Annotated in this window: 20 protein-coding genes; 11 read left to right on the forward strand and 9 right to left on the reverse strand. The window is 66.4% G+C overall.

The window, feature by feature from the left end:
- Positions 1-2: 2 nt before the first annotated feature.
- Both DC366_RS15015 and DC366_RS15020 read left to right on the forward strand, forming a co-directional pair.
- Complete coding sequence (locus tag DC366_RS15015) at positions 3-836, forward strand: inositol monophosphatase family protein (RefSeq protein ID WP_243405159.1); 834 nt, start codon at positions 3-5, stop codon at positions 834-836.
- Positions 837-951: 115 nt separating this feature from the next.
- A complete protein-coding gene (locus DC366_RS15020) occupies positions 952-1,386 on the forward strand; it encodes a CAP domain-containing protein (RefSeq protein ID WP_243405150.1) in 435 nt (144 codons plus the stop codon).
- Positions 1,387-1,417: 31 nt separating this feature from the next.
- Here the strand turns inward: DC366_RS15020 and DC366_RS15025 are convergent, their stop codons facing one another.
- Positions 1,418-1,672, reverse strand: a complete 255-nt coding sequence (locus DC366_RS15025; protein ID WP_108693049.1) for a hypothetical protein — start codon at positions 1,670-1,672, stop codon at positions 1,418-1,420.
- A gap of 179 nt (positions 1,673-1,851) precedes the next feature.
- Between DC366_RS15025 and mgtE the strand changes: the two genes are divergently transcribed.
- Together mgtE and DC366_RS15035 are read left to right on the forward strand one after the other, a co-directional pair.
- Positions 1,852-3,252 (forward strand): magnesium transporter, encoded by a 1,401-nt coding sequence (mgtE, locus tag DC366_RS15030; RefSeq protein ID WP_108693050.1) that lies wholly within the window; start codon positions 1,852-1,854, stop codon positions 3,250-3,252.
- Entirely contained in the window at positions 3,249-3,815 is a 567-nt protein-coding gene (locus DC366_RS15035; protein ID WP_108693051.1) for a 5-formyltetrahydrofolate cyclo-ligase, read from the forward strand. Before mgtE ends, DC366_RS15035 begins: the two co-directional genes overlap by 4 nt.
- 70 nt (positions 3,816-3,885) lie before the next feature.
- On the opposite strand, the gene tyrS is transcribed toward DC366_RS15035, so the two are convergent.
- Complete coding sequence (gene tyrS, locus DC366_RS15040; RefSeq protein WP_108693095.1) at positions 3,886-5,136, reverse strand: tyrosine--tRNA ligase; 1,251 nt, start codon at positions 5,134-5,136, stop codon at positions 3,886-3,888.
- 63 nt (positions 5,137-5,199) lie between these two features.
- On the opposite strand from tyrS, the gene DC366_RS15045 reads away from it, so the two are divergent.
- From DC366_RS15045 to DC366_RS15060, 4 genes are all read left to right on the forward strand, one after another.
- Positions 5,200-6,300 carry an anhydro-N-acetylmuramic acid kinase gene (locus tag DC366_RS15045; protein ID WP_108693052.1) on the forward strand — a complete coding sequence of 367 codons (1,101 nt, stop codon included), beginning with the start codon at positions 5,200-5,202 and terminating at the stop codon, positions 6,298-6,300.
- Entirely contained in the window at positions 6,300-7,031 is a 732-nt protein-coding gene (locus tag DC366_RS15050) for a maleate cis-trans isomerase family protein (protein WP_108693096.1), read from the forward strand. Before DC366_RS15045 ends, DC366_RS15050 begins: the two co-directional genes overlap by 1 nt.
- A 67-nt stretch (positions 7,032-7,098) precedes the next feature.
- A complete protein-coding gene (locus DC366_RS15055; RefSeq protein ID WP_243405151.1) occupies positions 7,099-8,397 on the forward strand; it encodes a hypothetical protein in 1,299 nt (432 codons plus the stop codon).
- Complete coding sequence (locus DC366_RS15060) at positions 8,394-9,182, forward strand: COG3904 family protein (protein WP_108693053.1); 789 nt, start codon at positions 8,394-8,396, stop codon at positions 9,180-9,182. Before DC366_RS15055 ends, DC366_RS15060 begins: the two co-directional genes overlap by 4 nt.
- Before the next feature lie 58 nt (positions 9,183-9,240).
- Here DC366_RS15060 and DC366_RS15065 read toward each other — a convergent pair whose 3' ends face one another.
- The 4 genes from DC366_RS15065 to DC366_RS15075 form a co-directional block, all read right to left on the reverse strand.
- On the reverse strand, positions 9,241-10,425 hold the full coding sequence (locus DC366_RS15065) for a vWA domain-containing protein (RefSeq protein WP_108693054.1): 1,185 nt from the start codon (positions 10,423-10,425) through the stop codon (positions 9,241-9,243).
- A 7-nt stretch (positions 10,426-10,432) separates the two neighbouring features.
- On the reverse strand, positions 10,433-10,600 hold the full coding sequence (locus DC366_RS19950) for a hypothetical protein (RefSeq protein ID WP_165802927.1): 168 nt from the start codon (positions 10,598-10,600) through the stop codon (positions 10,433-10,435).
- Between the two features lie 3 nt (positions 10,601-10,603).
- Entirely contained in the window at positions 10,604-11,968 is a 1,365-nt protein-coding gene (locus DC366_RS15070) for a DUF2927 domain-containing protein (RefSeq protein ID WP_108693097.1), read from the reverse strand.
- Positions 11,969-12,161: 193 nt separating this feature from the next.
- Positions 12,162-13,001: an AAA family ATPase gene (locus DC366_RS15075; protein ID WP_108693055.1), complete on the reverse strand. Its 840-nt coding sequence runs from the start codon at positions 12,999-13,001 to the stop codon at positions 12,162-12,164.
- A 130-nt stretch (positions 13,002-13,131) separates the two neighbouring features.
- Here DC366_RS15075 and dksA point away from each other — a divergent pair, with 130 nt between their 5' ends.
- The gene (gene dksA / locus DC366_RS15080) at positions 13,132-13,605 is read left to right on the forward strand and encodes an RNA polymerase-binding protein DksA (RefSeq protein ID WP_108693056.1); all 474 of its coding nucleotides are present in this window, start codon (positions 13,132-13,134) and stop codon (positions 13,603-13,605) included.
- Positions 13,606-13,677: 72 nt separating this feature from the next.
- Positions 13,678-14,814: an FAD-dependent monooxygenase gene (locus DC366_RS15085; RefSeq protein WP_108693057.1), complete on the forward strand. Its 1,137-nt coding sequence runs from the start codon at positions 13,678-13,680 to the stop codon at positions 14,812-14,814.
- Between the two features lie 3 nt (positions 14,815-14,817).
- Here DC366_RS15085 and DC366_RS15090 read toward each other — a convergent pair whose 3' ends face one another.
- Positions 14,818-15,231 (reverse strand): Fur family transcriptional regulator, encoded by a 414-nt coding sequence (locus DC366_RS15090; protein WP_108693058.1) that lies wholly within the window; start codon positions 15,229-15,231, stop codon positions 14,818-14,820.
- Between the two features lie 72 nt (positions 15,232-15,303).
- Positions 15,304-16,596, reverse strand: coding sequence for a cystathionine gamma-synthase family protein (locus DC366_RS15095; protein WP_108693059.1), 1,293 nt, complete (start codon positions 16,594-16,596; stop codon positions 15,304-15,306).
- Positions 16,597-16,942: 346 nt separating this feature from the next.
- On the opposite strand from DC366_RS15095, the gene DC366_RS15100 reads away from it, so the two are divergent.
- The gene (locus DC366_RS15100) at positions 16,943-18,223 is read left to right on the forward strand and encodes a DEAD/DEAH box helicase (RefSeq protein ID WP_243405152.1); all 1,281 of its coding nucleotides are present in this window, start codon (positions 16,943-16,945) and stop codon (positions 18,221-18,223) included.
- A 74-nt stretch (positions 18,224-18,297) separates the two neighbouring features.
- On the opposite strand, the gene DC366_RS15105 is transcribed toward DC366_RS15100, so the two are convergent.
- Positions 18,298-19,548, reverse strand: a complete 1,251-nt coding sequence (locus DC366_RS15105) for a cation:proton antiporter (protein ID WP_108693061.1) — start codon at positions 19,546-19,548, stop codon at positions 18,298-18,300.
- Positions 19,549-19,566 lie beyond the last annotated feature (18 nt).

Here is a 19,566-nt window from a genome sequence, read left to right on the forward strand (position 1 = left end):
CGCTGCGCTCGCAGGATCGGACCGATCCGGCGGAGGCGGCGCGCATCATCCATATCGCACATCGTCTGGCCGATGCCGCGCGCGTGGCGATTCTGCCACATTTCCGTACCGGCACCTTGAGCGCCGAGAACAAGTTCGCCGCGGGCGCCACCAGCGAAGGGCAGTTCGATCCCGTCACCGCCGCCGACCACGCCGCGGAGCGCGCGATGCGCGACATTCTGGCCAAGGAACGCCCGCAAGACGCCATTCTGGGCGAGGAATTCGGCAAAAGCGACGGCACCAGCGGTCTGACCTGGGTGCTGGACCCCATCGACGGCACGCGCGGTTTCATCGCGGGCACGCCCACCTGGGGGGTGTTGATCGCGGCGATGGACGCGCAGGGCGCCGTTTATGGCCTGATCGATCAGCCCTATATCGGCGAGCGGTTCGAGGGCGGGCTGGGCCGCGCCTGCATGACCGGTCCGCATGGCACGCGCGCCCTTGCCGCCTGCGGCGACCGCGCGCTTGACGCGGCAACTGTGATGACGACCTTTCCGGCGGTCGGGACGGCGGCGGAGGGCGCGGCCTTTGCCGAGATCGCGGCGCGTGCGCGGATCGTAAGATATGGCTGTGACTGCTATGCCTACGCGCTTCTCGCGCTGGGGCAGGTCGATCTGGTGATCGAGGCGGGGCTGAACGCCTATGACATCTGCGCGCCCATCGCCGTGATCGAGGCGGCGGGCGGCATCGTCACCAATTGGCAGGGCGGCCCCGCTGTGGATGGCGGCCGCGTGGTGGCCGCCGCGGGGCGGGTGCAGCATGACGCCGCGCTGAAGGTGCTCTCGCAAGTGCGCTGAGGCGCCCGTGCATCGGTGCGCGGCCAAATGCGCCGCAAGCCGCGATTGCACTGGCTGCTGGGCAGCCCGACCGCTACGCTTCGCCTGCTTTTCTGCCGATGACGGAGACCTGATCATGCGCCGACTGCTCGCTTCTTGCCTTGGCCTTTGCCTGATGGCTGCACCTGCCCTTGCCGAGGATTTGGGCGGCGCGGCGCAGGCGCAGGTCAATACCTTGCGCGCAGATGCGGGGCTGGGGCCGCTTTCGACCAGTGCCGCGTTGTCGCGCGCGGCGGCAGGCCACGCGCAAGACATGGTTCAGAACGGGTTTTTCAGCCATACCGGCTCGGACGGGTCGGGGATCGGGGACCGCGCCCGCGCGGCGGGCTACGGGTTTTGCTTCATCGCCGAGAACATTGCGCAAGGCCAGCCTGGCATTGACGCGGTGATGAGCGGCTGGATGAACTCGACCGGCCACCGGCGCAATATCCTGAGCGAGGGCGCCCGCGAATTCGCGCTGGTGCGTGAGCGCGATACCTGGGTGATGATGCTGGGCCGTCCGGGCTGCTGAGCGTGCTGTCCGATATGGCCAGCTAACCGCATCAGCCGCCAAAAAATTTCGGTTTGAGACGCAAAAGCGTCTCGCAGATCTGCGATGTCAGCCCTTGCGCCAGACCGAGCGCCTCCTGATGCGCGCCGTATCCTGTTGCGACCGCCGCCTCGATGGTGGCCGATTGCACCAATGCGGCGACAAGATGCGGGTTTTGCGCGGCATAATCGGGCCCGAACTCGGCCTCGATGGCGGCGATCGCGGCGCGCAGATGACGGGCGGCTGCAGGGCGGGTCTGGTTGGACATGAGGGCAATTCTCCTGATGTGGCGTCCTGCCGGAACCTAAGGCGCTTGGCCCCGATTCCGAGTCTGGCGCCGATGCGGCGGGGATGCTCACCGTTTTTTCAGCGCCGCGCGCAGGGTCGCACGTTGTTTTTCGCATGCTCATTGCGTAAAGCTGCGCAACACGCCATCGGGAGCGACAGATGAACGATCACGATCAGACACCGGACGCTCCTGCCCCCGAGGACGAGCGCGAGGGCGCCTACGATCTGGGCCGCCAGGCGGTGGCGCGGATCATCAATGCCGTCGACAATGACGACCGCGCCGCGCTGATCGCCGAGCTGGAGCCGCTGCACCCCGCCGACATCGCCGATTTGCTGGAGCAGATCGACGCCTTCGACCGGCGGCGCCTGATCGAGCTTTATGGCGACGAATTCGACGGCGATATCCTGTCCGAGCTGGAGGATTCGATCCGCGAGGAGGTGCTGCGCTACCTCAACCCCGAGGTTCTGGCCGATGCGGTGCGCGAGCTGGATAGCGACGATGTGGTCGACCTGATCGAGGATCTGGAAGATCACGAGCAGGATGCCATTCTGGAAGTGTTGGAAGACAGCGACCGGATCGCGGTGCGCCAGTCGCTGACATATCCCGAATACTCGGCCGGGCGCCTGATGCAGCGCGAATTCGTCATGGCGCCCGAGCATTGGAACGTCGGCGAAGCGATTGATTTCATGCGCAATCAGCAGGAGCTGCCCGAGCAATTCTATCACATCATGCTGGTCGATCCCAAACTGCATCCCGTGGGGAATGTCACGCTGGGCAAGCTGATGTCATCGCGCCGCGAGGTCATGCTGAGCAGTCTGGTGGAGGACACGTTTCACGTCATACCGGTGACGCAGGACGAAGGCGACGTTGCCTATGCGTTCAACCAGTATCATCTGATTTCGGCGCCCGTCGTGGACGAGAACGAGCGCCTTGTCGGCGTCATTACCATCGATGACGCCATGGCCGTTCTGGACGACGAGCATGAGGAGGACATGCTGCGCCTCGCGGGTGTGGACGAGGAAAGCTCGCTGTCGGACTCGGTCGGCGCGACCGCGCGACGGCGGCTGCCATGGCTGGTGGTGAACCTTGTCACCGCGAACCTCGCCGCGCTGGTGATCTCGCGATTCGAGGCGACGATCGCGCAATTCGTCGCGCTGGCGGTGCTCATGCCCATTGTCGCCTCGATGGGCGGCAACGCGGGCACGCAGGTGCTGACCGTGGCGGTGCGGGCGCTGGCGGCGCGCGATCTGACCGGCTCGAACGCGGTGCGCGTCGTGCGGCGCGAGGCGCTGGTCGGGCTGCTGAACGGCGGTGTCTTTGCCGTGCTGATGGGGGGCATGGGCTATGTCTGGTTCGGCTCGCCGGTGCTGGGCTATGTGATCGCGGCGGCGATGGTGATCAACCTGACGGTGGCCGGGCTGGCCGGCACGCTGGTGCCACTTACGCTGGACCGGTTCGGGATCGACCCGGCGCTGGCCTCGGGCACCTTCGTGACCACGCTGACGGACGTGATCGGGTTCCTGTCCTTTCTGGGCCTTGCCACGATCTTCCTGCTATGAGCGATCTGGCGCAGATCAAGGCCGCCGCCCGCAAGGCGGCGTTTGCCCGGCGCAAGGCGGCGCATGAGGCGTGCCGCGGCGCCGCGGCGGGGCGCCTGAGCGAGGTTCTGGCCGGGTATCGCGGCGCGCCTTTGGCGGGCTACATGCCGATCCGGACCGAGATCGATCCGCTGCCCGCGATGCAAGAGGCGGCGGCGAATGGCCCGGTCTGCGTGCCAGTGATCGTGGGCGAGGGGCAGGCGCTGAAATTCTCGCGCTGGTGGCCGGGCGGCGCGATGAAGGACGGCCCGTTCGGCGCGCGTATCCCGCAGCTTGATGATTTCATCACGCCGGAAATCCTGATCGTGCCGCTGGTGGCGTTCGATCGCGCGGGCGGGCGGCTGGGCTACGGCGGGGGCTTTTACGACCGCACGCTGGAGGGGCTGCGCAAGGCGGGCGGCGCGCTGGCCATCGGCTTTGCCTACGGCGCGCAAGAGGCGGCGGAGCTGCCGCTGGAGCCGACCGATCAGCCGCTGGACATGATCGTGACCGAGGCCGACGTGATCGAGTTCGGGCGCGCCTGATCTGTTGCTGCGCCCGGCGCAGAAGGTTGCGCCGGGAGTATTTTTGCCAAGATGAAGCGGCGTGCCGCGCTTATCCCAGACGGATGAGCGCGTGGCGTTTCTTGCCCGCGCTCAGCTTGATCGGCTGGGCGAGGGCGGCGGCGTCGATCATCAGGCCGGCATCGGACAGCGGCGCATCGTCGAGCCGCGCGCCGTTCTCCGCGATCAGGCGTTTGGCATCCTTGCCGGATTTGGCAAGGCCCGCGCGCACGATGAGCTGCACGATCGAGATGCCATCGGCCACTTCGGACGGCTCCAGCGTCAGGGTGGGCAGATCGTCGCCGACGCCGCCCTTCTCGAACACCTCTCGCGCGGTGGCCTCGGCAGCCTCGGCCGCCTCAGCGCCGTGCAGCAGGCTGGTCACCTCGTTCGCCAGGATGATCTTGGCCTCGTTGATTTCCGCGCCGCCAAGCGCGCCGAGCCGCTCGCACTCCTCCAGCGGCAGTTCGGTATAGAGCTTGAGGAAACGCCCGGTATCGGCATCGGTCGTGTTGCGCCAGAATTGCCAGAACGTGTAGGGGCTGCACATCTCGCCATTCAGCCAGATCGCACCATCGGCGGATTTGCCCATCTTGCGCCCGTCCGAGGTGGTCAGCAGCGGCGAAGTCAGGCCAAAGACCTGGCCGTCGATCACGCGGCGCGTCAGGTCGATGCCGTTGACGATATTGCCCCATTGGTCCGAGCCGCCCATCTGCAATGCGCAGCCATAACGGCGGTTCAGCTCCAGAAAATCATAGGCTTGCAGGATCATGTAGTTGAATTCGAGGAAGCTCAGAGATTGCTCGCGGTCGAGGCGCGATTTCACCGATTCAAACGACAGCATCCGGTTGACCGAAAAATGCCGCCCGATGTCGCGCAGGAAATCGAGGTAGTTCAGCCCGTCCAGCCATTCGGCGTTGTTGACCATCATCGCATCACGCGCGCCATCGCCATAGGTCAGGTATTGCGCAAAGACCTGCTGCATCCCGTCGATATTCTCGTCGATCACCTGCGGCGTCAGCAAGGGCCGCTCGTCGCTGCGAAAGCTGGGATCGCCCACCTTGGTGGTGCCGCCGCCCATCAGGGTGATCGGCTTGTGCCCGGTCTTTTGCAGCCAGCGCAGCATCATGATGTTCAGCAGATGGCCGATATGCAGCGATTTGGCGGTCGCGTCATAGCCGATATAGGTGGGCACCACGCCCGCCATCATCGCATCGTCCAGCCCCTGCAGGTCGGTGCAGTCGGCCAGATAGCCGCGCGATATCATCACGTTCAGGAATTCGGATTTCGGATGATAGGTCATGGTGCTTGTCCCGGTCTGGTTTGCGCGGCATGTATAGGGGCGCATCAGGCAAAGGAAAAGGCCATGTTGAAGGCAGGGCGGTTATGGGCCTTGGGGGCGATGTCGGGCACGTCACTGGACGGGGTCGATGCGGCGATGATCGACACCGACGGCGAGGCGATTTACGGCTTTGGCGCCAGCCGCTACCGGCCCTATTCGGCCGGGGAGCAGGCGGTTCTGGCCGCCGCGCTGGGGCGCTGGCCGGGGGATGATCTGGACGCGGCGGCGCGCGTTGTCATGCAGGCGCATATCGAGGCGTTGAGCGGTTTTGACGCGGCGCAGCTGGTCGGCTTTCACGGCCAGACCCTCGCGCATGAGCCGCAGGGGCGCGGCACGCATCAGCTGGGCGATGGGGCGGCCTTGGCCGAGGCGCTGGGTGTGCCCGTGGTCTGGAATTTCCGCAGCGCCGATGTGCGGCTGGGCGGGCAGGGCGCGCCGCTGGCGCCGTTCTTTCACTTTGCCTGCGCAAAATATATCGGGGCGGATGTGCCTGTCGCGTTTCTCAATCTGGGCGGCGTGGGCAATCTGACCTGGGTCGATCCCGGCGCGCGGCGTCCCGAAGATGATGGGGCGCTGATCGCGTTTGACACCGGCCCGGCCAATGCGCCGATCAATGATCTGATGATGGCGCGCCGGGGCGTGCCCTATGACGAGGGCGGCAGGCTGGCGCGCGGCGGCACCGTGGCCGAGGGCGCGCTTGAGATGTTTCTGGACGAGGCCTATTTTCTGAAGATGCCGCCGAAATCGCTGGACCGCGACGCCTTCGCCGACATGATCGGGCTGGTAGGGGAGTTGAGCGATGCGGATGCCGCCGCAACCCTTACCGCCATGTCCGCCGCCGGTGTGTTGCGCGGTATGGAGCATTGTCCGGCCCCGCCCGCGCGCCTTCTGGTGACTGGCGGCGGGCGGCATAATCCGGTGATGATGGACATGCTGCGCGCCGCGCTCGATTGCGAGGTGGCGCCGGTCGAGGATGTGGGCCTCGATGGCGACATGCTGGAGGCGCAGGCATTCGGCTATCTGGCGGTGCGCGTGGCGCGGGGGCTGCCCACCTCTTGCGCCAGCACGACGGGCGTGCGCGCGGCGGTGTCGGGCGGCACGCTCAGCCGGCCGGGGGGCGGCTGATGAAGTATGTGCTGAACGACGGCGCCGGGGCCGGTGCGCGGCTGGGCCTGATCGTGCTGGCGACGGATGAGACGCTGGAATTCGAGGCGCGGCGGATGCTGGCGCGGCGGGGCGCCGTGCTGTTGCACACGCGCATCCCGGTGGCCACCACGATCACCCCCGAGACGCTGGCGCAGATGGACGCGGCCATGCCCGCCGCCGCCGCGCTGCTGCCCGCCGGGCTGGACGCGATCGGATATGCCTGCACGTCGGGGGCCACCGTGATCGGGCCAAAGCGCGTGCGCGAGCAGATCCGCAGCATCCATCCCGCGGCAGAGGTCACCGATCCGATCAGCGCGGCGCGCGCCGCATTGCAGCATTTGGGCGCCCGGCGGATCGGCATGGTCACGCCCTATCTGCCCAGCGTCACCGCGCCCATATGCGCGCTGTTGGGCGCAAGCGGTATCGAGATCGCGCATCAGACCAGCTTTGCCGAGCCGGATGATCGCCGCGTCGCGCGGATCGATCCTGCCTCGACCCGCGCGGCGCTGCTGGAGGCGGCGAAGGCGCCGGGGGTCGATGCGCTTTTTGCCAGTTGCACGAATTTGCAGACCTTCGACATCATTGACGACGTCGAGGCGATCACCGGGTTGCCGGTGGTCACGTCCAATCAGGCGCTGCTATGGCACATGCTGAGACTTGCGGGCGAGGGTGCCGGGGGCTGGGGTCCAGGGCTGCTGTTTCGCGCGTGACGCGGCGCTTTGCCATCAGGGGGCAAAGCCCCATATTGGGACGAATGACAGGGGCGAGGACCACAGGATGACAGACCGGCAAGAGACCGCGCAGCGCGCGCAGATCACGCGCGCCGAGGCGCAGGGCGTGCGCTATGCCGCCGAGTTGGAGGGCCATGTGCGCTGGCTGGACGGGATCACCGGCGCCGCGCTGGGGGTGCTGGCGACGGCATCGGGGATCTACACATATCTGGGGGTGTCGTCCCTGCTGGATGATGACGGCGCGCTCAGCTTTTTCGCCGCCGCCTCTTATTCGATTGCCGTGTCGGTCGGGATTTTCGTCTTTTGGTCGTATCTGATGCGGCTTTTGCCGTCGGTGCGCACGATGGCGTCGCGCATCGGGCTGCTGGTGTCGATGGGTATCGGATCGCTGGCGATCATCGCCATGTCGTCATGGTTGAACGCCGCCGCGTTGGCCGGGTCTGCGGCGGTGGAGCAGCATCTGGCCAAGACGGTGCAGGAGTATCAGGCGTCGCTGGAGCAGGCCAACCTGATCGCCGTGTCGGCGCAGGGGCTGGAGCGGGACGTCGCCCGCGTGCGCCAGTCCTTCGAGGATCTGGGCGCGCAGGAGGCCGATGGCGGGCTGTCGGGCCTTGCGGGCCGGGGCGCGGTGTTTCGCGTGCTCAGCCAGAAATCGGACGAGCTGCGCGGGCTGGAGGCGCAGATCGCGACGCAGCAGCCGCTGGTCGATGCGGCATTTGCCGAGGGCAACGCGACCCTGTCGCGGATGCGCGCGCTGACGGTGGAGCCGGGCCCGGTCGAGCCGCGCTCGGTCCAGTTCTCCGAGGAGGCGGTGCGCCTTGCCGGGCTGATCGCGCAGTTGCGCCAGCTGTCGGTTGCCCCGCTGGTGTCGCGCGCGGCGCAGGATCTCGCTGCGTCGGTGGTGCTGCCGGAGCTGGACGGGCGCTCTGATGCCGCGCGCGGCGATCAGCAAAGCACGATCACGTCGGTGCTGGAGGTGCTGGGCCAGCGCGCCACGACGCTGCGCAGCGCGGCCGAGGCGGTGGTGGCAATGCCGCCGCCGAGCGACACGACCTATACGCCGATCTCGACCGCCGATGCGGTGATCCGCTACGCGGGCAATTTCGCGCCGTCATGGGCGGGGGCGATTGCGATTGACCTGCTGCCTGCCGTGCTGGTCTTCATCCTGATGGTCACGCAGGCCGCCATAAGGTCCGGCCGCGAGGGCGTGGGCATCGAGCAGACGCTGACCCTGTCCGAGCTGCGCGCGGCGATGATGGTGCTGCACGAGATGGACGAGGTCCGCCATCCAGCGGGCGCAGGTGCGGAGGCGCAGGAGCCGCCCAGCTCAGGCCCCGCGGCATGAGTGATGCGCCCAAGGGATGGGACGCGCGCCGCGTGCTCTATGCGGTGCTGGGCCTGCAACTGGTCATGGCGGGGCTGCTGGCGGGCTCGGACGTGCTGGGGGCGCTGCCGCGTCTGGTCTGGCCCTCGAAACTGCCGGGGATGGAGGCGCCCGTCGCGCCGGGCGATCAGACCCGCCGTTACGCGCCGCGCGACACGCCGCTGCCACCCCGTGCGCCGGGCGCGCCCGAGCGGCCCTATCGCAACAGTGGCGACATGCCCGCGCGGCTGGAGTTTCTGCGGACGGGCGACACCCTGCACCTGACGGGCGAGATTGCGCCGGGTGATGACGTGCGCTTTGCCAAGCAGCTGGAGGCCGAGGAGGGCCTTGCGCGGGCGGCGATCAACAGCCCCGGCGGATCCGTGCGCGACGCGCTGACGATCGGGCGCGCGCTGCGCGAGGCGGGATTGCAGACGCAGATCGAGGCGGGGGATATCTGCTTTTCCGCCTGTCCGTATATTCTGGCGGCGGGCGTGACGCGCCGCGTGGGCGAAGGGGCGCAGGTGGGGGTGCATCAGCATTACTTTGGCAAGAACACCGTGCTGCCCGCGTTTCTGGCGGTGTCCGACATTCAGCGCGGTCAGGGCGAGGTGATGGAATATCTGGACGATATGGGCGTCGATCTGCGGCTGATGCGGCCGGCCCTCGCAACGCCGCCCGAGGAAATCTACGTATTGCTGGAAGAAGAAATGCGCGAGTGGGGTCTTGTCACCGAAGAGCCCGGCAGCGAGGGCGGGGACGGCTGAACGCGCCGGAGCCTCCGGCGGGAGTATTTCGCGCCAGGATGAAGGCGCGCGCCGCGCGTCAGCGGGTCAGGCTGCGCATGCCGCGATCGAGGCCGTCCAGCGTCATCGGAACCATGCGGCCCTCGAATATCTGGTGGATCATCTGGGTGGACTGGGTGTAGGGCCACTGCGCTTCGGGCACCGGGTTGATCCACAGGTTCGACGGCCATTTGGCGCGGGCGCGCTGCAGCCATGTCTGGCCCGGCTCCTCGTTCCAGTGCTCGTTCGCGCCGCCGACATAGGCGATCTCGTAGGGGGACATGGCCGCGTCGCCCACGAAGATGCAGCGATAATCGGGCCCGTATGTGTTCAGGATGTCCCAGGTCGGGGTCTTTTCGCTCCACCGGCGGCGGTTGTCGCGCCAGACGCCCTCGTAAAGGCAATTGTGGAAATAGAAGTGCTCAAGATGGCTGAATTCGGCCCGGGCCGCCGAGAAAAGCTCTTCCACCAGCTTGATATGCGGGTCCATCGAGCCGCCGACATCCAGAAACAGCAGCACCTTGGCGGCATTGCGCCGCTCGGCCTGCGTCTGGACGTCAAGATAGCCCTTTTGCGCGGTGGCGCGGATCGTGCCGGGCAGGTCCAGTTCCTCTGCGGCGCCGTCGCGCGCCCATTGGCGCAGGCGGCGCAGCGCCATCTTGATGTTGCGCGTGCCCAGCTCGACATCGCCGGCCAGATTTGCGAAATCGCGGCGATCCCAGACCTTGACCGCGCGGCGGTGGCGCGATTCGTGCTGACCGATGCGGATGCCTTCGGGATTGTAGCCATAGGCGCCGAAGGGCGAGGTGCCGGCCGTGCCGATCCATTTGTTGCCGCCCTGGTGGCGCCCCTTTTGCTCCTCAAGGCGCTTTTTCAGCGTCTCCATCAGCTTGTCGAAGCCGCCGAGCGCCGCGATCTCGGCCCGCTCTTCGGCGCTCAGATGCTTTTCGGCCATCTTGCGCAGCCAGTCTTCGGGCAACTCGACCGCGTTCATCACGTCGGCGTGCGTGATCGCATCGAGCCCGTCGAAGGCGGCGGCAAAGGCGCGGTCGAACCGGTCGATCAGCCGCTCGTCCTTCACCATCGCGGCGCGGGCGAGGAAATAGAAGCCTTCGGTGTCATAGGTGACAAGGTTCGCGCCGACCGCTTCGAGAAATGTCAGGTATTCGCGCAGGGAGACGGGCAGGCCCGCGTCGCGCAGATGCTGAAAGAAGGGCAGGAACATCGCGCCGTCAGAGCGCCGCGCGCGTTATGAAGATCGTGACAAACAGCCCGACCAGCGCGAGGATCAACGCAAAGACGGCGGCATATTGTGCGATGTCGGCGGCGCTGCCCTTGCGGCGGCGTGCGACGAGCGCGCCGGTCAGGGCGCCGATCACGGCCGCGATGATGATGATCATAGACTACCCGTTTCTTCCCTTGAGCGGGCTGAGCGCCGAAACCTCGCGCAGTTTTGCGCGCACGGCCCAATCCGCGCCGTATCCGTATCGCGCCCAGCCGAGGCTGTCCATACGCACGGTGCGCGCTTCGGCGACGCGGCCCGACAGCTCCAGCGCCTCGGCGCGCATCATCAGAAGCTGCGCCAGAAGGGCGGCGTTCTCGTGCCGCTCGGCGACGGGGATCTGCGGGTCAAGCAGGGCCAGCGCCTCGGCGCCGCGCCCCTGGTTGATGGCATAGGCGGCCAGCTGCGCGCTGGAATGGGCGCGGTGCAGCACGGTCGCGGCGCTGCGCCGGTAATAGGCATCGGCGGCGGCGAAATGGGTCTGCGCCAGCGCGGGATCGGTGCTTTGCACGATGCGCCCCATGGCATAGTGGCTGAACGCGCGCCGGTGGTCGGTCCAGCCGATCGTCTTGGCGATCGACAGCGCCTTTTCGGCCGCAAGGCGCCGCTGCGCGTTGCCTGTACCCGGCCCGAGCGCGCTCTGGATCGCGCGGATCCAGGCGCGGGGCGTGTCCGGGACGGGCTGCGGCGCGATCCGCTCGCCCGCGGGGTTGAGGCGCGCAATCAGCGTCGGCAGACGGGCGGCAACGGCGCGGCGCGACATGCCTGAGTGCAATTCGGGGGCGTAGTAGGCGCGCAGGATCAGCATGTCAAAACCGGTCAACACGGTATGCACGTTGTCGTCGTTGAAGACCGAATCGGGCAGGCGATAGAGATCGTTGAGCGGGCCGAGCGCCTGGGCCAGTTCCTCGTGCAGGCAGTCGCGCACCTCTTGCGGGCTGGTGTCGTTGGGGATGAAGACGGCGGCCTTCCTGCGTGTCTGCAGCCCGCTCCATGCGGTGAGGCGGCTGCGCTTGGCACTGCGATATTCGCTGAGCCGCGAGATGTTGGGGACCACGAAGCAGGCGGCCTGCGGTAGCTCGCGGCGGATATCGGCGCGGCTGACGGTCTCGATGGTGATGTTGGCGGGCCCGCTCACCTGCCGGATATCGATGCCGGCCTCGCTGCGCAGGCGATGCAGGAGGCGGCTGAGGTCGGATTGCAGCGTGGGCGGCGGCGCGCCCGTGACCTGAACGGTGATCGGCGTCTCGAACCGGGTCAGGACTGGCAGCTCGCGGCCCGATTCCAGTTTCATCGACAGGTCCATGAAATCGCGGACGATCTCGGCATTGGCGCGCTGCGGCGCGGTGGGCCGGGGGACCGGGAATGTGCGGGCAGCGGGCATCGTGCCCAGTTCCGGCATCGCCGCGCGCGAGGTCACGTCGCCCGGCGATCCGGGCATGCAGGCGCCCAGCATCAGGCAGATGGGCAGGATCAATCGGCGCATGGGGCCCCCGAGGATCGGAACGGACATGACGGGCCGCCAGCGCAAGGGGCGAGCTGTCTATAATCCGTGCCACGGGCGGCAGGGTCAGAGGAAGGATTGCGCCTCATATAGGTCCGTGTAAGGAGCATTTGGGGCCAAACCGGGGCATTTTTTCAGATCCTTTCCCTCCTGCGGGCGTCTGGCGTGATGGCGTTCATCGCCCGCGCCGCGCCATGAAGGCCAGCCGCTCGAACAGATGCACGTCCTGCTCGTTCTTCAGCAAGGCGCCGTGCAGCCGGGGCAGGGCGTTCGCGCCGTCCTGTTTCAGATCCTCCGCCGTCAGATCCTCGGCCAGAAGTAGCTTGAGCCAGTCCAGCACTTCGGATGTGGAGGGCTTTTTCTTCAGGCCCTGTTGATCGCGGATCTCATAGAACTGCGTCAGCGCGGTGGTCAGCAGCGCATCCTTGATGCCGGGATGGTGCACCTCGACGATGCGGCGCATCGTGTCCATGTCGGGAAAGCGGATATAGTGAAAAAAGCAGCGCCGCAGGAACGCGTCGGGCAGCTCTTTTTCGTTGTTGGAGGTGATGATGACGATGGGGCGATGCACCGCGCGGATCGTCTCGCCCGTCTCGTAGACGTGGAATTCCATGCGGTCCAGCTCTTGCAGCAGGTCGTTGGGAAACTCGATGTCGGCCTTGTCGATCTCGTCGATCAGAAGAACAACGCGCTTGTCCGCCGTGAAGGCCTGCCACAGCTTGCCGGGGCGGATGTAGTTGGCGATGTCATGCACGCGCGCATCGCCCAGCTGGCTGTCGCGCAGGCGGCTGACGGCGTCGTATTCATACAGCCCCTGCTGCGCGCGGGTGGTGGATTTCACGCTCCATTCGATCATCGGCACGCCAAGCGCGGCGGCCACCTGGCGCGCCAGTTCGGTCTTGCCCGTGCCGGGCTCGCCCTTGACCAGAAGAGGGCGCTCCAGCGCGACAGCCGCATTTACCGCGACAGTCAGATCGCGCGGCGCGACATAACTGTCGGTGCCTTCGAATTTCATAGGGGTTTCAGTCCTTTTTACGGCAAACTTGATCCATGTTAAAGCGCGGGACACAACACATCAATGGACTGTATTTGTGTAGTGACATTGCCGCAGGCTTGCAGTAAACGCAGCCCGAGAGGGGAGCCAGATGACACAGCATCCTGACGCCTTGGACCTTGATAAAAAAGAGGATCAACGCTTGAAAGCCGAAGTTTTCCTGCCCGACGATTACCAGCCCGTCGAAGATGAACCCTTCATGAATGAACGCCAGCAGGAGTATTTCCGCCGCAAGTTGATGGACTGGCGCGAAGATCTGCTGGCCGGAAGCCGCGACACGATCGAGTCGCTTCAGGACGGCACCCGCGCCATTCCCGACGTCGCCGACCGCGCCAGCGAGGAAACCGACCGCGCGCTGGAGCTGCGCACGCGCGATCGCCAGCGCAAGCTGGTCGCCAAGATCGATCAGGCGCTGCGCCGCCTCAAGGAGGGCGAGTTCGGCTATTGCCAGATGACCGGCGACCCGATCAGCCTGAAACGGCTGGATGCGCGGCCCATCGCCACCATGACGCTGGAGGCGCAGGAGCGTCACGAGCGCCGCGAGAAGGTGCACCGCGACGATTGATCGCGCGCCGATATTTTGATTTTCGCACGCCGGGGCTTTCGCTCCGGCGTTTTTCGTAGGATCACCGCGGATATGGATCTGAGCACGCTCAACATCGCCGTTATCGGCGCCGGTATCGGGGGCCTTGCCGCCGCGCGCGCCTGTGCGCTGCGCGGCGCGCGCGTCACCCTGCACGAGCAGGCGGGCGAGGTGACCGAAGTGGGCGCCGGTCTGCAGATCAGCCCCAATGGCTTTGCCGTTCTGCGGGGCCTCGGCCTTGGGGCGGCGGTGGAAGCCGCGGGGATCAGGGCGGATGTCGTCGCGTTGCACGATTATCGCCGCGGCCCGGTGGTGCGGCTGGATCTGACCCGGCTGGAGAGCCGTGATTACTGGTTCCTGCACCGCGCGGACCTGATTGCGCTTCTGCATGACGGCGCGGTCGCGGCCGGCGCAGAGATTCGCCTGAATGCGCGCATCACCGATCCTGCCGCGCTCGACGCCGATCTGGTGATCGGCGCTGACGGGCTGCATTCGGTGCTGCGCGCGCAGCTGAACGGCACGCTCGCGCCGTTTTTCACCCGCCAGGTGGCGTGGCGCGCCGTGGTGCCGCATGACGGCAGCCGCGCAGCGGAGGCGCGCGTTCACATGGCGCCGCAGCGCCACCTGGTCAGCTATCCCTTGCGCGGCGGCGGTTGGCTGAACCTTGTCGCGGTCGAGGAGCGCGCGAACTGGTCCGAGGAAAGCTGGAGCGCCGAAGGCGATCCGGATGATCTGCGCGCGCGCTTCGCCGATTTCGGCGATGCGGCGCAGAACATGCTGAAACGCGTCACCAAGGTGGGCAAATGGGGGCTGTTCCGGCATCCCGTGGCGCCGGTCTGGGCCGAAGGACGTTTCGCGCTGCTGGGGGATGCGGCCCATCCCACATTGCCCTTCATGGCGCAGGGCGCGTCGCTGGCGCTGGAGGATGCCTGGGTGCTGGCCGATGCACTGGCGGCCGCCCCCGATATGGCCGCCGCGCTGGCCGCTTATCCGGCGCGGCGCGCGGGCCGGGCCGCGCGCGTCGTCGATGCCGCCAGCGCGAACGCGTGGAAATATCACCTTGGGTTCAAGCCCTTGCGCCTTGCCGCGCATACCGCCTTGCGGCTGGGCGGGGCGGTTGCGCCGACGCGGATGATGCGGCAGTTCGACTGGATCTACGGCCATGACGTGACCGGCGGCGAGACGCTCTGATGTTCACTTTTTCTTCAGTGGCTTGCCGTAAAGCTCCATCTTGTGACCTTTCAGACGATAGCCCAAACGCGCCGCGATCTTTTCCTGCAGGCGCTCGATCTCGGGATCGAAAAACTCCATCACCTCGCCGGTGTCGAGGTCGATCAGGTGATCGTGATGATCGCGCTGGGCATCCTCATAACGGGCGCGGCCGTCGCCGAATTCCACCTTGTCCAGAATACCCGATTCCTCGAACAGCTTGACGGTGCGATAGACCGTCGCGATGGAGATCTTCGGATCGCGCGCCGAGGCCCGCGCATAGAGCTCGTCGACATCCGGATGATCGTCGGATTCCTCCAGAACCGAGGCGATCACGCGCCTCTGGCCCGTCATGCGCAACCCGCGCGCCTCGCAGCGGTCGGTGATGGTATCGGTCATCGGTCTGTCCATCGTAGCTATCGCCCGATGAATAGCGCGCCGGGCCGGAAAACTCCACCATCCATGCGCGGGCTATCGCGCTGCGCTGCGAAATGCCTGTTCCAGATCGGCGATCAGGTCATCGGGATGCTCCAGCCCGACCGACAGCCGGATCAGCCCCTCGCTGACGCCCGCAAGCGCGCGTGCCTGCGCAGGCACGCCCGAATGGGTGGTCGAGGCGGGATGGCAGACCAGCGATTCGGTTCCGCCCAGCGACACCGCCAGTTTGAAGATCGAAAGCCCGTTGAGGATGCGGAACGCCAGCGCGCGGTCGTCTTCCACCACGAAACTGAAGGTCGATCCCGGCCCGGTGCTTTGGGCGTCATGGACGGCGCGCGCGGGGCCTGTCGCATGTTCGGGATGCATCACGTGGCAGGCGATGATGTCATTGCCCGCCAGCCATTCGGCCACGGCGCGCCCCGATGCGGCCGCGCGTTCCATCCGCAGGCTCAGCGTCTCCATCGAGCGCGAGATCATCCATGCCGAATGCGGATCCAGCTGAAATCCGAAGGCCGAGCGCGTGGCGCGCACCGGCTTCAGCGCGGCCTTGGATCCGGTGATGCCGCCGGCCACCAGATCGGAATGACCGCCGACATATTTGGTCAGCGAATAGACGCAGATGTCCGTGCCATGCTCCAGCGGGTTCTGGAAAACCGGCCCAAGCATGGTGTTGTCACACACGATAATGGGCCGCTCGGCGCCGTTCGCCCGGGCCCAGTCCTCGGCCGCCTTGCGCACCATGGCCAGATCGATCACGGCATTGGTCGGGTTGGCAGGGGTTTCGATATAGATCATCCGCACCGGGCCCTTGCCGGCCGCGGCGCCGAGCGCTGCGGCCAGATCATCCGCCGACAGCCCGTCGGTAAAGGGGGCAGGGTGCAGATCCCACTCGGCCAGCACCTTGGCAAAAAGCGTTTCGGTCCCGCCGTAAAGCGGCGTGTAATGCACATAGGCATCACCGGGGCGCAGGTAGCTGAGCGCGACGGCGCTGATCGCGGCCATGCCAGAGGCGGTGACCAGCGCCGTCTCGGCCCGGTCATAGAGCGCGAGCCGGTCCTCGACGATTTCGACATTGGGGTTGTTGAAACGGCTGTAGACCAGACCGCCCGCGCCCATGCCCTCGGGGGCGGGCGTGCGGCCTGCGACCACATCGAAGAACTCGGCGCCCTGCTCGGCGGTCTCGAAGGCGAAGGTCGAGGTCAAGAAGACAGGCGGCTTGACCGATCCTTCGCTCAGCGCCGGATCGAAGCCGTAGGCCGTCATCTGGGTGGTGCGGTCCAGCTGGCGGTTTCCCAGATGCGTGCGGCGGAAATTACGTGTGCCCATGGCGGCCTCCGAATGGTGCGGGTTGCGCCCACCTTATCGAAGGACATGGCGAAGGACAGGGATATCTGGGCCGCAAAGCTTGACTTGGGGGCGCGGACCCGCCATATCGGCCTCAACCGACATTTCCTGCCGCGTGAGCAGCCGGGCCGCACAGATGCCGCCCCTTCAGATAACGAAATGTCGCTGAATGATCCCAAAATCACGCGTGGGGCCAGTCGCCGGATCGGCGCATCGGGCAATTCCGTCCATGCGTCAGGGCCTTGGCGAAACCACGAAGCGGGCCCGTTGCGGCCCGCAAGCGGCATGGGGATCACACACACCCCCCCGTGTCCGAAAGGACAAGAATTTGAATTTGTTTGAAGAAATGGGCCTGCCTGCCGTTCTCGTACGCAAGCTGGGCCAGATGGGGATCACCGATCCCACCCCGATCCAGAGCCATGCGATTCCGCATGCGCTGAACGGGCATGACGTGATGGGCCTTGCGCAGACCGGCACCGGCAAGACCGCTGCCTTCGGCCTGCCGCTGATCGCGGAGATGATGGAGGCCGACGACCGGCCCCTGCCCAAAGCCGCGACCAGCCTGATCCTCGCGCCGACGCGCGAGCTGGCAAACCAGATCCGCGACACGCTGCTGCCGCTGGTCAAGGACACGCCGATGAAGATCAACGTCGTCGTCGGCGGCGCCTCGATCGGCCCGCAGATCAAGCGGCTGGAGAAGGGCACGCATATCCTGGTGGCAACGCCGGGCCGCCTGCTGGACCTGATCGACCGGCGCGCGCTGCGCCTCGACGCCACGCGGTTTCTGGTGCTGGACGAGGCCGACCAGATGCTGGACATGGGTTTCATCCATGCGCTGCGCAAGATCGCCGCGCTTCTGGCCAAGGAACGCCAGACGATGCTGTTCTCGGCCACCATGCCCAAACAGATGGAAGAGATCGCCGGCAGCTACCTGGTCAACCCCAAGCGCGTGCAGGTCAGCCCTCCGGGCAAGGCTGCCGACAAGGTCAGCCAGGCGGTGCATTTCATCGCCAAGGCGGAAAAGCCGAACCTTTTGATCGAGCTTCTGGGCGCGCACAAAGGCGAGCTGGCGCTTGTTTTCGGGCGCACCAAACACGGCTCGGACAAGCTGGCGCGCAAGCTGGAAAGCGCCGGGTTCAAGGTGGCCGCGATCCATGGCAACAAGAGCCAGGGCCAGCGCGAGCGCGCGCTCAAGGCGTTCCGCGATGGCGAGGTGAAGGTTCTGGTTGCCACCGACGTGGCAGCGCGCGGCCTCGATATTCCGGATGTGAAGCATGTCTATAACTTCGATCTGCCGAACGTGCCGGAGAACTATATTCACCGCATCGGGCGCACGGCGCGTGCGGGCAAGGATGGCGCGGCCATCGCCTTTTGCGCCCCCGATGAGATGGGCGAGTTGAAGGACATTCAAAAGGTCATGGGCCTGTCGATCCCCATCGCCTCCGGCCGCGCGTGGGAAGAGTTGCCCGACCCCAAGGCCAAGTCGAACGGTGGCGGCGGACGTGGCCGCGGCCGCCCCGGCGGGCCGGGCGGAGGCGCCTCGGCGGGCAAGGGGCCCCGTCGCCGCCGTGGCGGCGGTGGCGGCGCGGGCCGCGGCAAGGCGGCCTGAGGCCGAGCGCAGGCTGAAATGTATCAGGATCGCCGGAGCAATCCGGCGGTCCTTTTTTGACGCGGTGATGAAAGCTACAGCAAATCAGGCTGTTGCGTCACGCGCTTGGCCAATGGCGCCACGGTCAGGCCCTGCACGATGATCGAAAAGACGACGATCATGTAGGTCGACGTCAGGATCACCGGGCTCCATTCGCTTTCCGGCAGGCTCAGCGCGAGCGCGACCGAGATCCCGCCCTTCAGCCCGCCCCAGGTCATGATGCGGATCACGCCGGGATCAAAATTGCGGAACGGTTTCATCAGCGCCACCGGGATCGCGACCGCAGCGAGCCGTCCGACAAGGGCGATGGCGATCGACGCGGCGCCCGCCAGCAGGTAGTCGGCGCTGAAGGCCACCGCGAATACCTCGAACCCGATCATCAGGAACAGCACGGCGTTCAGGATCTCGTCGATCAGCTTCCAGAAGGCATCGACATAGCGGCGCGTCTCGTCGCTCATCCCGTGTTTGGCGCCCACATCGCCGATCAGCAGCCCCGCGCACACCGCCATGATCGGCGCCGAGACATGCAGATAAACCGCCAATTCGTAGCCGCCGAAGGCCAGCCCCAGCGTCAGCAGCACCTCCAGCGAATAGTCGTCGATCAGGCGCATGACGCGGAACACCAGCCAGCCCAGAACCACGCCCAGCACGGCGCCGCCCCCCGCCTCCTGCACGAAGAGAAGGGCGGCATTCAGAACATCATTGCCCTCCTGATGCGCGCCGCCGGGAAAGGCCAGCCCGACCAGCACCAGGAACACCACGTAGCCGACCCCGTCATTGAACAGCGACTCGCCCGCGATCTTCGTCTCCAGAGATTGCGGCAGATCGGCCTGCCGAAGCACGCCCAGCACCGCCACCGGATCGGTCGGTGACACCAACGCGCCGAAGACCAGCGCGATCATCAGCGGCATGCCGGTCAGCCAGCTGAACGCCCCGCCGATGACCAGCGTGCTGAGCGCGACGCCGATGGTGGCCATCAATACCACCGGCAGCCATTCGGCCCGCAGATCCGAGATCTTCACATGCAGCGCGCCGGCAAACAGCAAAAGCCCCAGCATCCCCTCAAGAAGCGCATCGGAAAAATCGATGCCCTTGACGATGCTCCGCGTCTGATCGGCAATGCCCAGTGTCGGCAGCACGACATCCAGCCCCATCAGCGCCAGCGACGCGGCCAGCGCCACCACCATGATCCCGATGGAGGAAGGCAGGCGCAGCACAAGATAGTTGATCGCGCCGAACACCCCCGCCAGCACGATCAGAAGCGATGTGATTTGCAGAAACGTCATGGCCTCTCCTTCGCGACC

The sequence above is a fragment of the Pelagivirga sediminicola genome, from assembly GCF_003072125.1.
Taxonomy (GTDB): Bacteria; Pseudomonadota; Alphaproteobacteria; order Rhodobacterales; family Rhodobacteraceae; genus Roseovarius; species Roseovarius sediminicola.

What these genes read in the sequence shown, in the direction of transcription:
- DC366_RS15020 (WP_243405150.1), top strand. Translation starts at nt 952, where the DNA reads ATGCGCCGACTGCTCGCTTCTTGCCTTGGCCTTTGCCTGATGGCTGCA.
- DC366_RS15025 (WP_108693049.1), bottom strand. Translation starts at nt 1,672, where the DNA reads ATGTCCAACCAGACCCGCCCTGCAGCCGCCCGTCATCTGCGCGCCGCG.
- mgtE (WP_108693050.1), top strand. Translation starts at nt 1,852, where the DNA reads ATGAACGATCACGATCAGACACCGGACGCTCCTGCCCCCGAGGACGAG.
- DC366_RS15035 (WP_108693051.1), top strand. Translation starts at nt 3,249, where the DNA reads ATGAGCGATCTGGCGCAGATCAAGGCCGCCGCCCGCAAGGCGGCGTTT.
- tyrS (WP_108693095.1), bottom strand. Translation starts at nt 5,136, where the DNA reads ATGACCTATCATCCGAAATCCGAATTCCTGAACGTGATGATATCGCGC.
- DC366_RS15045 (WP_108693052.1), top strand. Translation starts at nt 5,200, where the DNA reads ATGTTGAAGGCAGGGCGGTTATGGGCCTTGGGGGCGATGTCGGGCACG.
- DC366_RS15050 (WP_108693096.1), top strand. Translation starts at nt 6,300, where the DNA reads ATGAAGTATGTGCTGAACGACGGCGCCGGGGCCGGTGCGCGGCTGGGC.
- DC366_RS15055 (WP_243405151.1), top strand. Translation starts at nt 7,099, where the DNA reads ATGACAGACCGGCAAGAGACCGCGCAGCGCGCGCAGATCACGCGCGCC.
- DC366_RS15060 (WP_108693053.1), top strand. Translation starts at nt 8,394, where the DNA reads ATGAGTGATGCGCCCAAGGGATGGGACGCGCGCCGCGTGCTCTATGCG.
- DC366_RS15065 (WP_108693054.1), bottom strand. Translation starts at nt 10,425, where the DNA reads ATGTTCCTGCCCTTCTTTCAGCATCTGCGCGACGCGGGCCTGCCCGTC.
- DC366_RS19950 (WP_165802927.1), bottom strand. Translation starts at nt 10,600, where the DNA reads ATGATCATCATCATCGCGGCCGTGATCGGCGCCCTGACCGGCGCGCTC.
- DC366_RS15070 (WP_108693097.1), bottom strand. Translation starts at nt 11,968, where the DNA reads ATGCGCCGATTGATCCTGCCCATCTGCCTGATGCTGGGCGCCTGCATG.
- DC366_RS15075 (WP_108693055.1), bottom strand. Translation starts at nt 13,001, where the DNA reads ATGAAATTCGAAGGCACCGACAGTTATGTCGCGCCGCGCGATCTGACT.
- dksA (WP_108693056.1), top strand. Translation starts at nt 13,132, where the DNA reads ATGACACAGCATCCTGACGCCTTGGACCTTGATAAAAAAGAGGATCAA.
- DC366_RS15085 (WP_108693057.1), top strand. Translation starts at nt 13,678, where the DNA reads ATGGATCTGAGCACGCTCAACATCGCCGTTATCGGCGCCGGTATCGGG.
- DC366_RS15090 (WP_108693058.1), bottom strand. Translation starts at nt 15,231, where the DNA reads ATGACCGATACCATCACCGACCGCTGCGAGGCGCGCGGGTTGCGCATG.
- DC366_RS15095 (WP_108693059.1), bottom strand. Translation starts at nt 16,596, where the DNA reads ATGGGCACACGTAATTTCCGCCGCACGCATCTGGGAAACCGCCAGCTG.
- DC366_RS15105 (WP_108693061.1), bottom strand. Translation starts at nt 19,548, where the DNA reads ATGACGTTTCTGCAAATCACATCGCTTCTGATCGTGCTGGCGGGGGTG.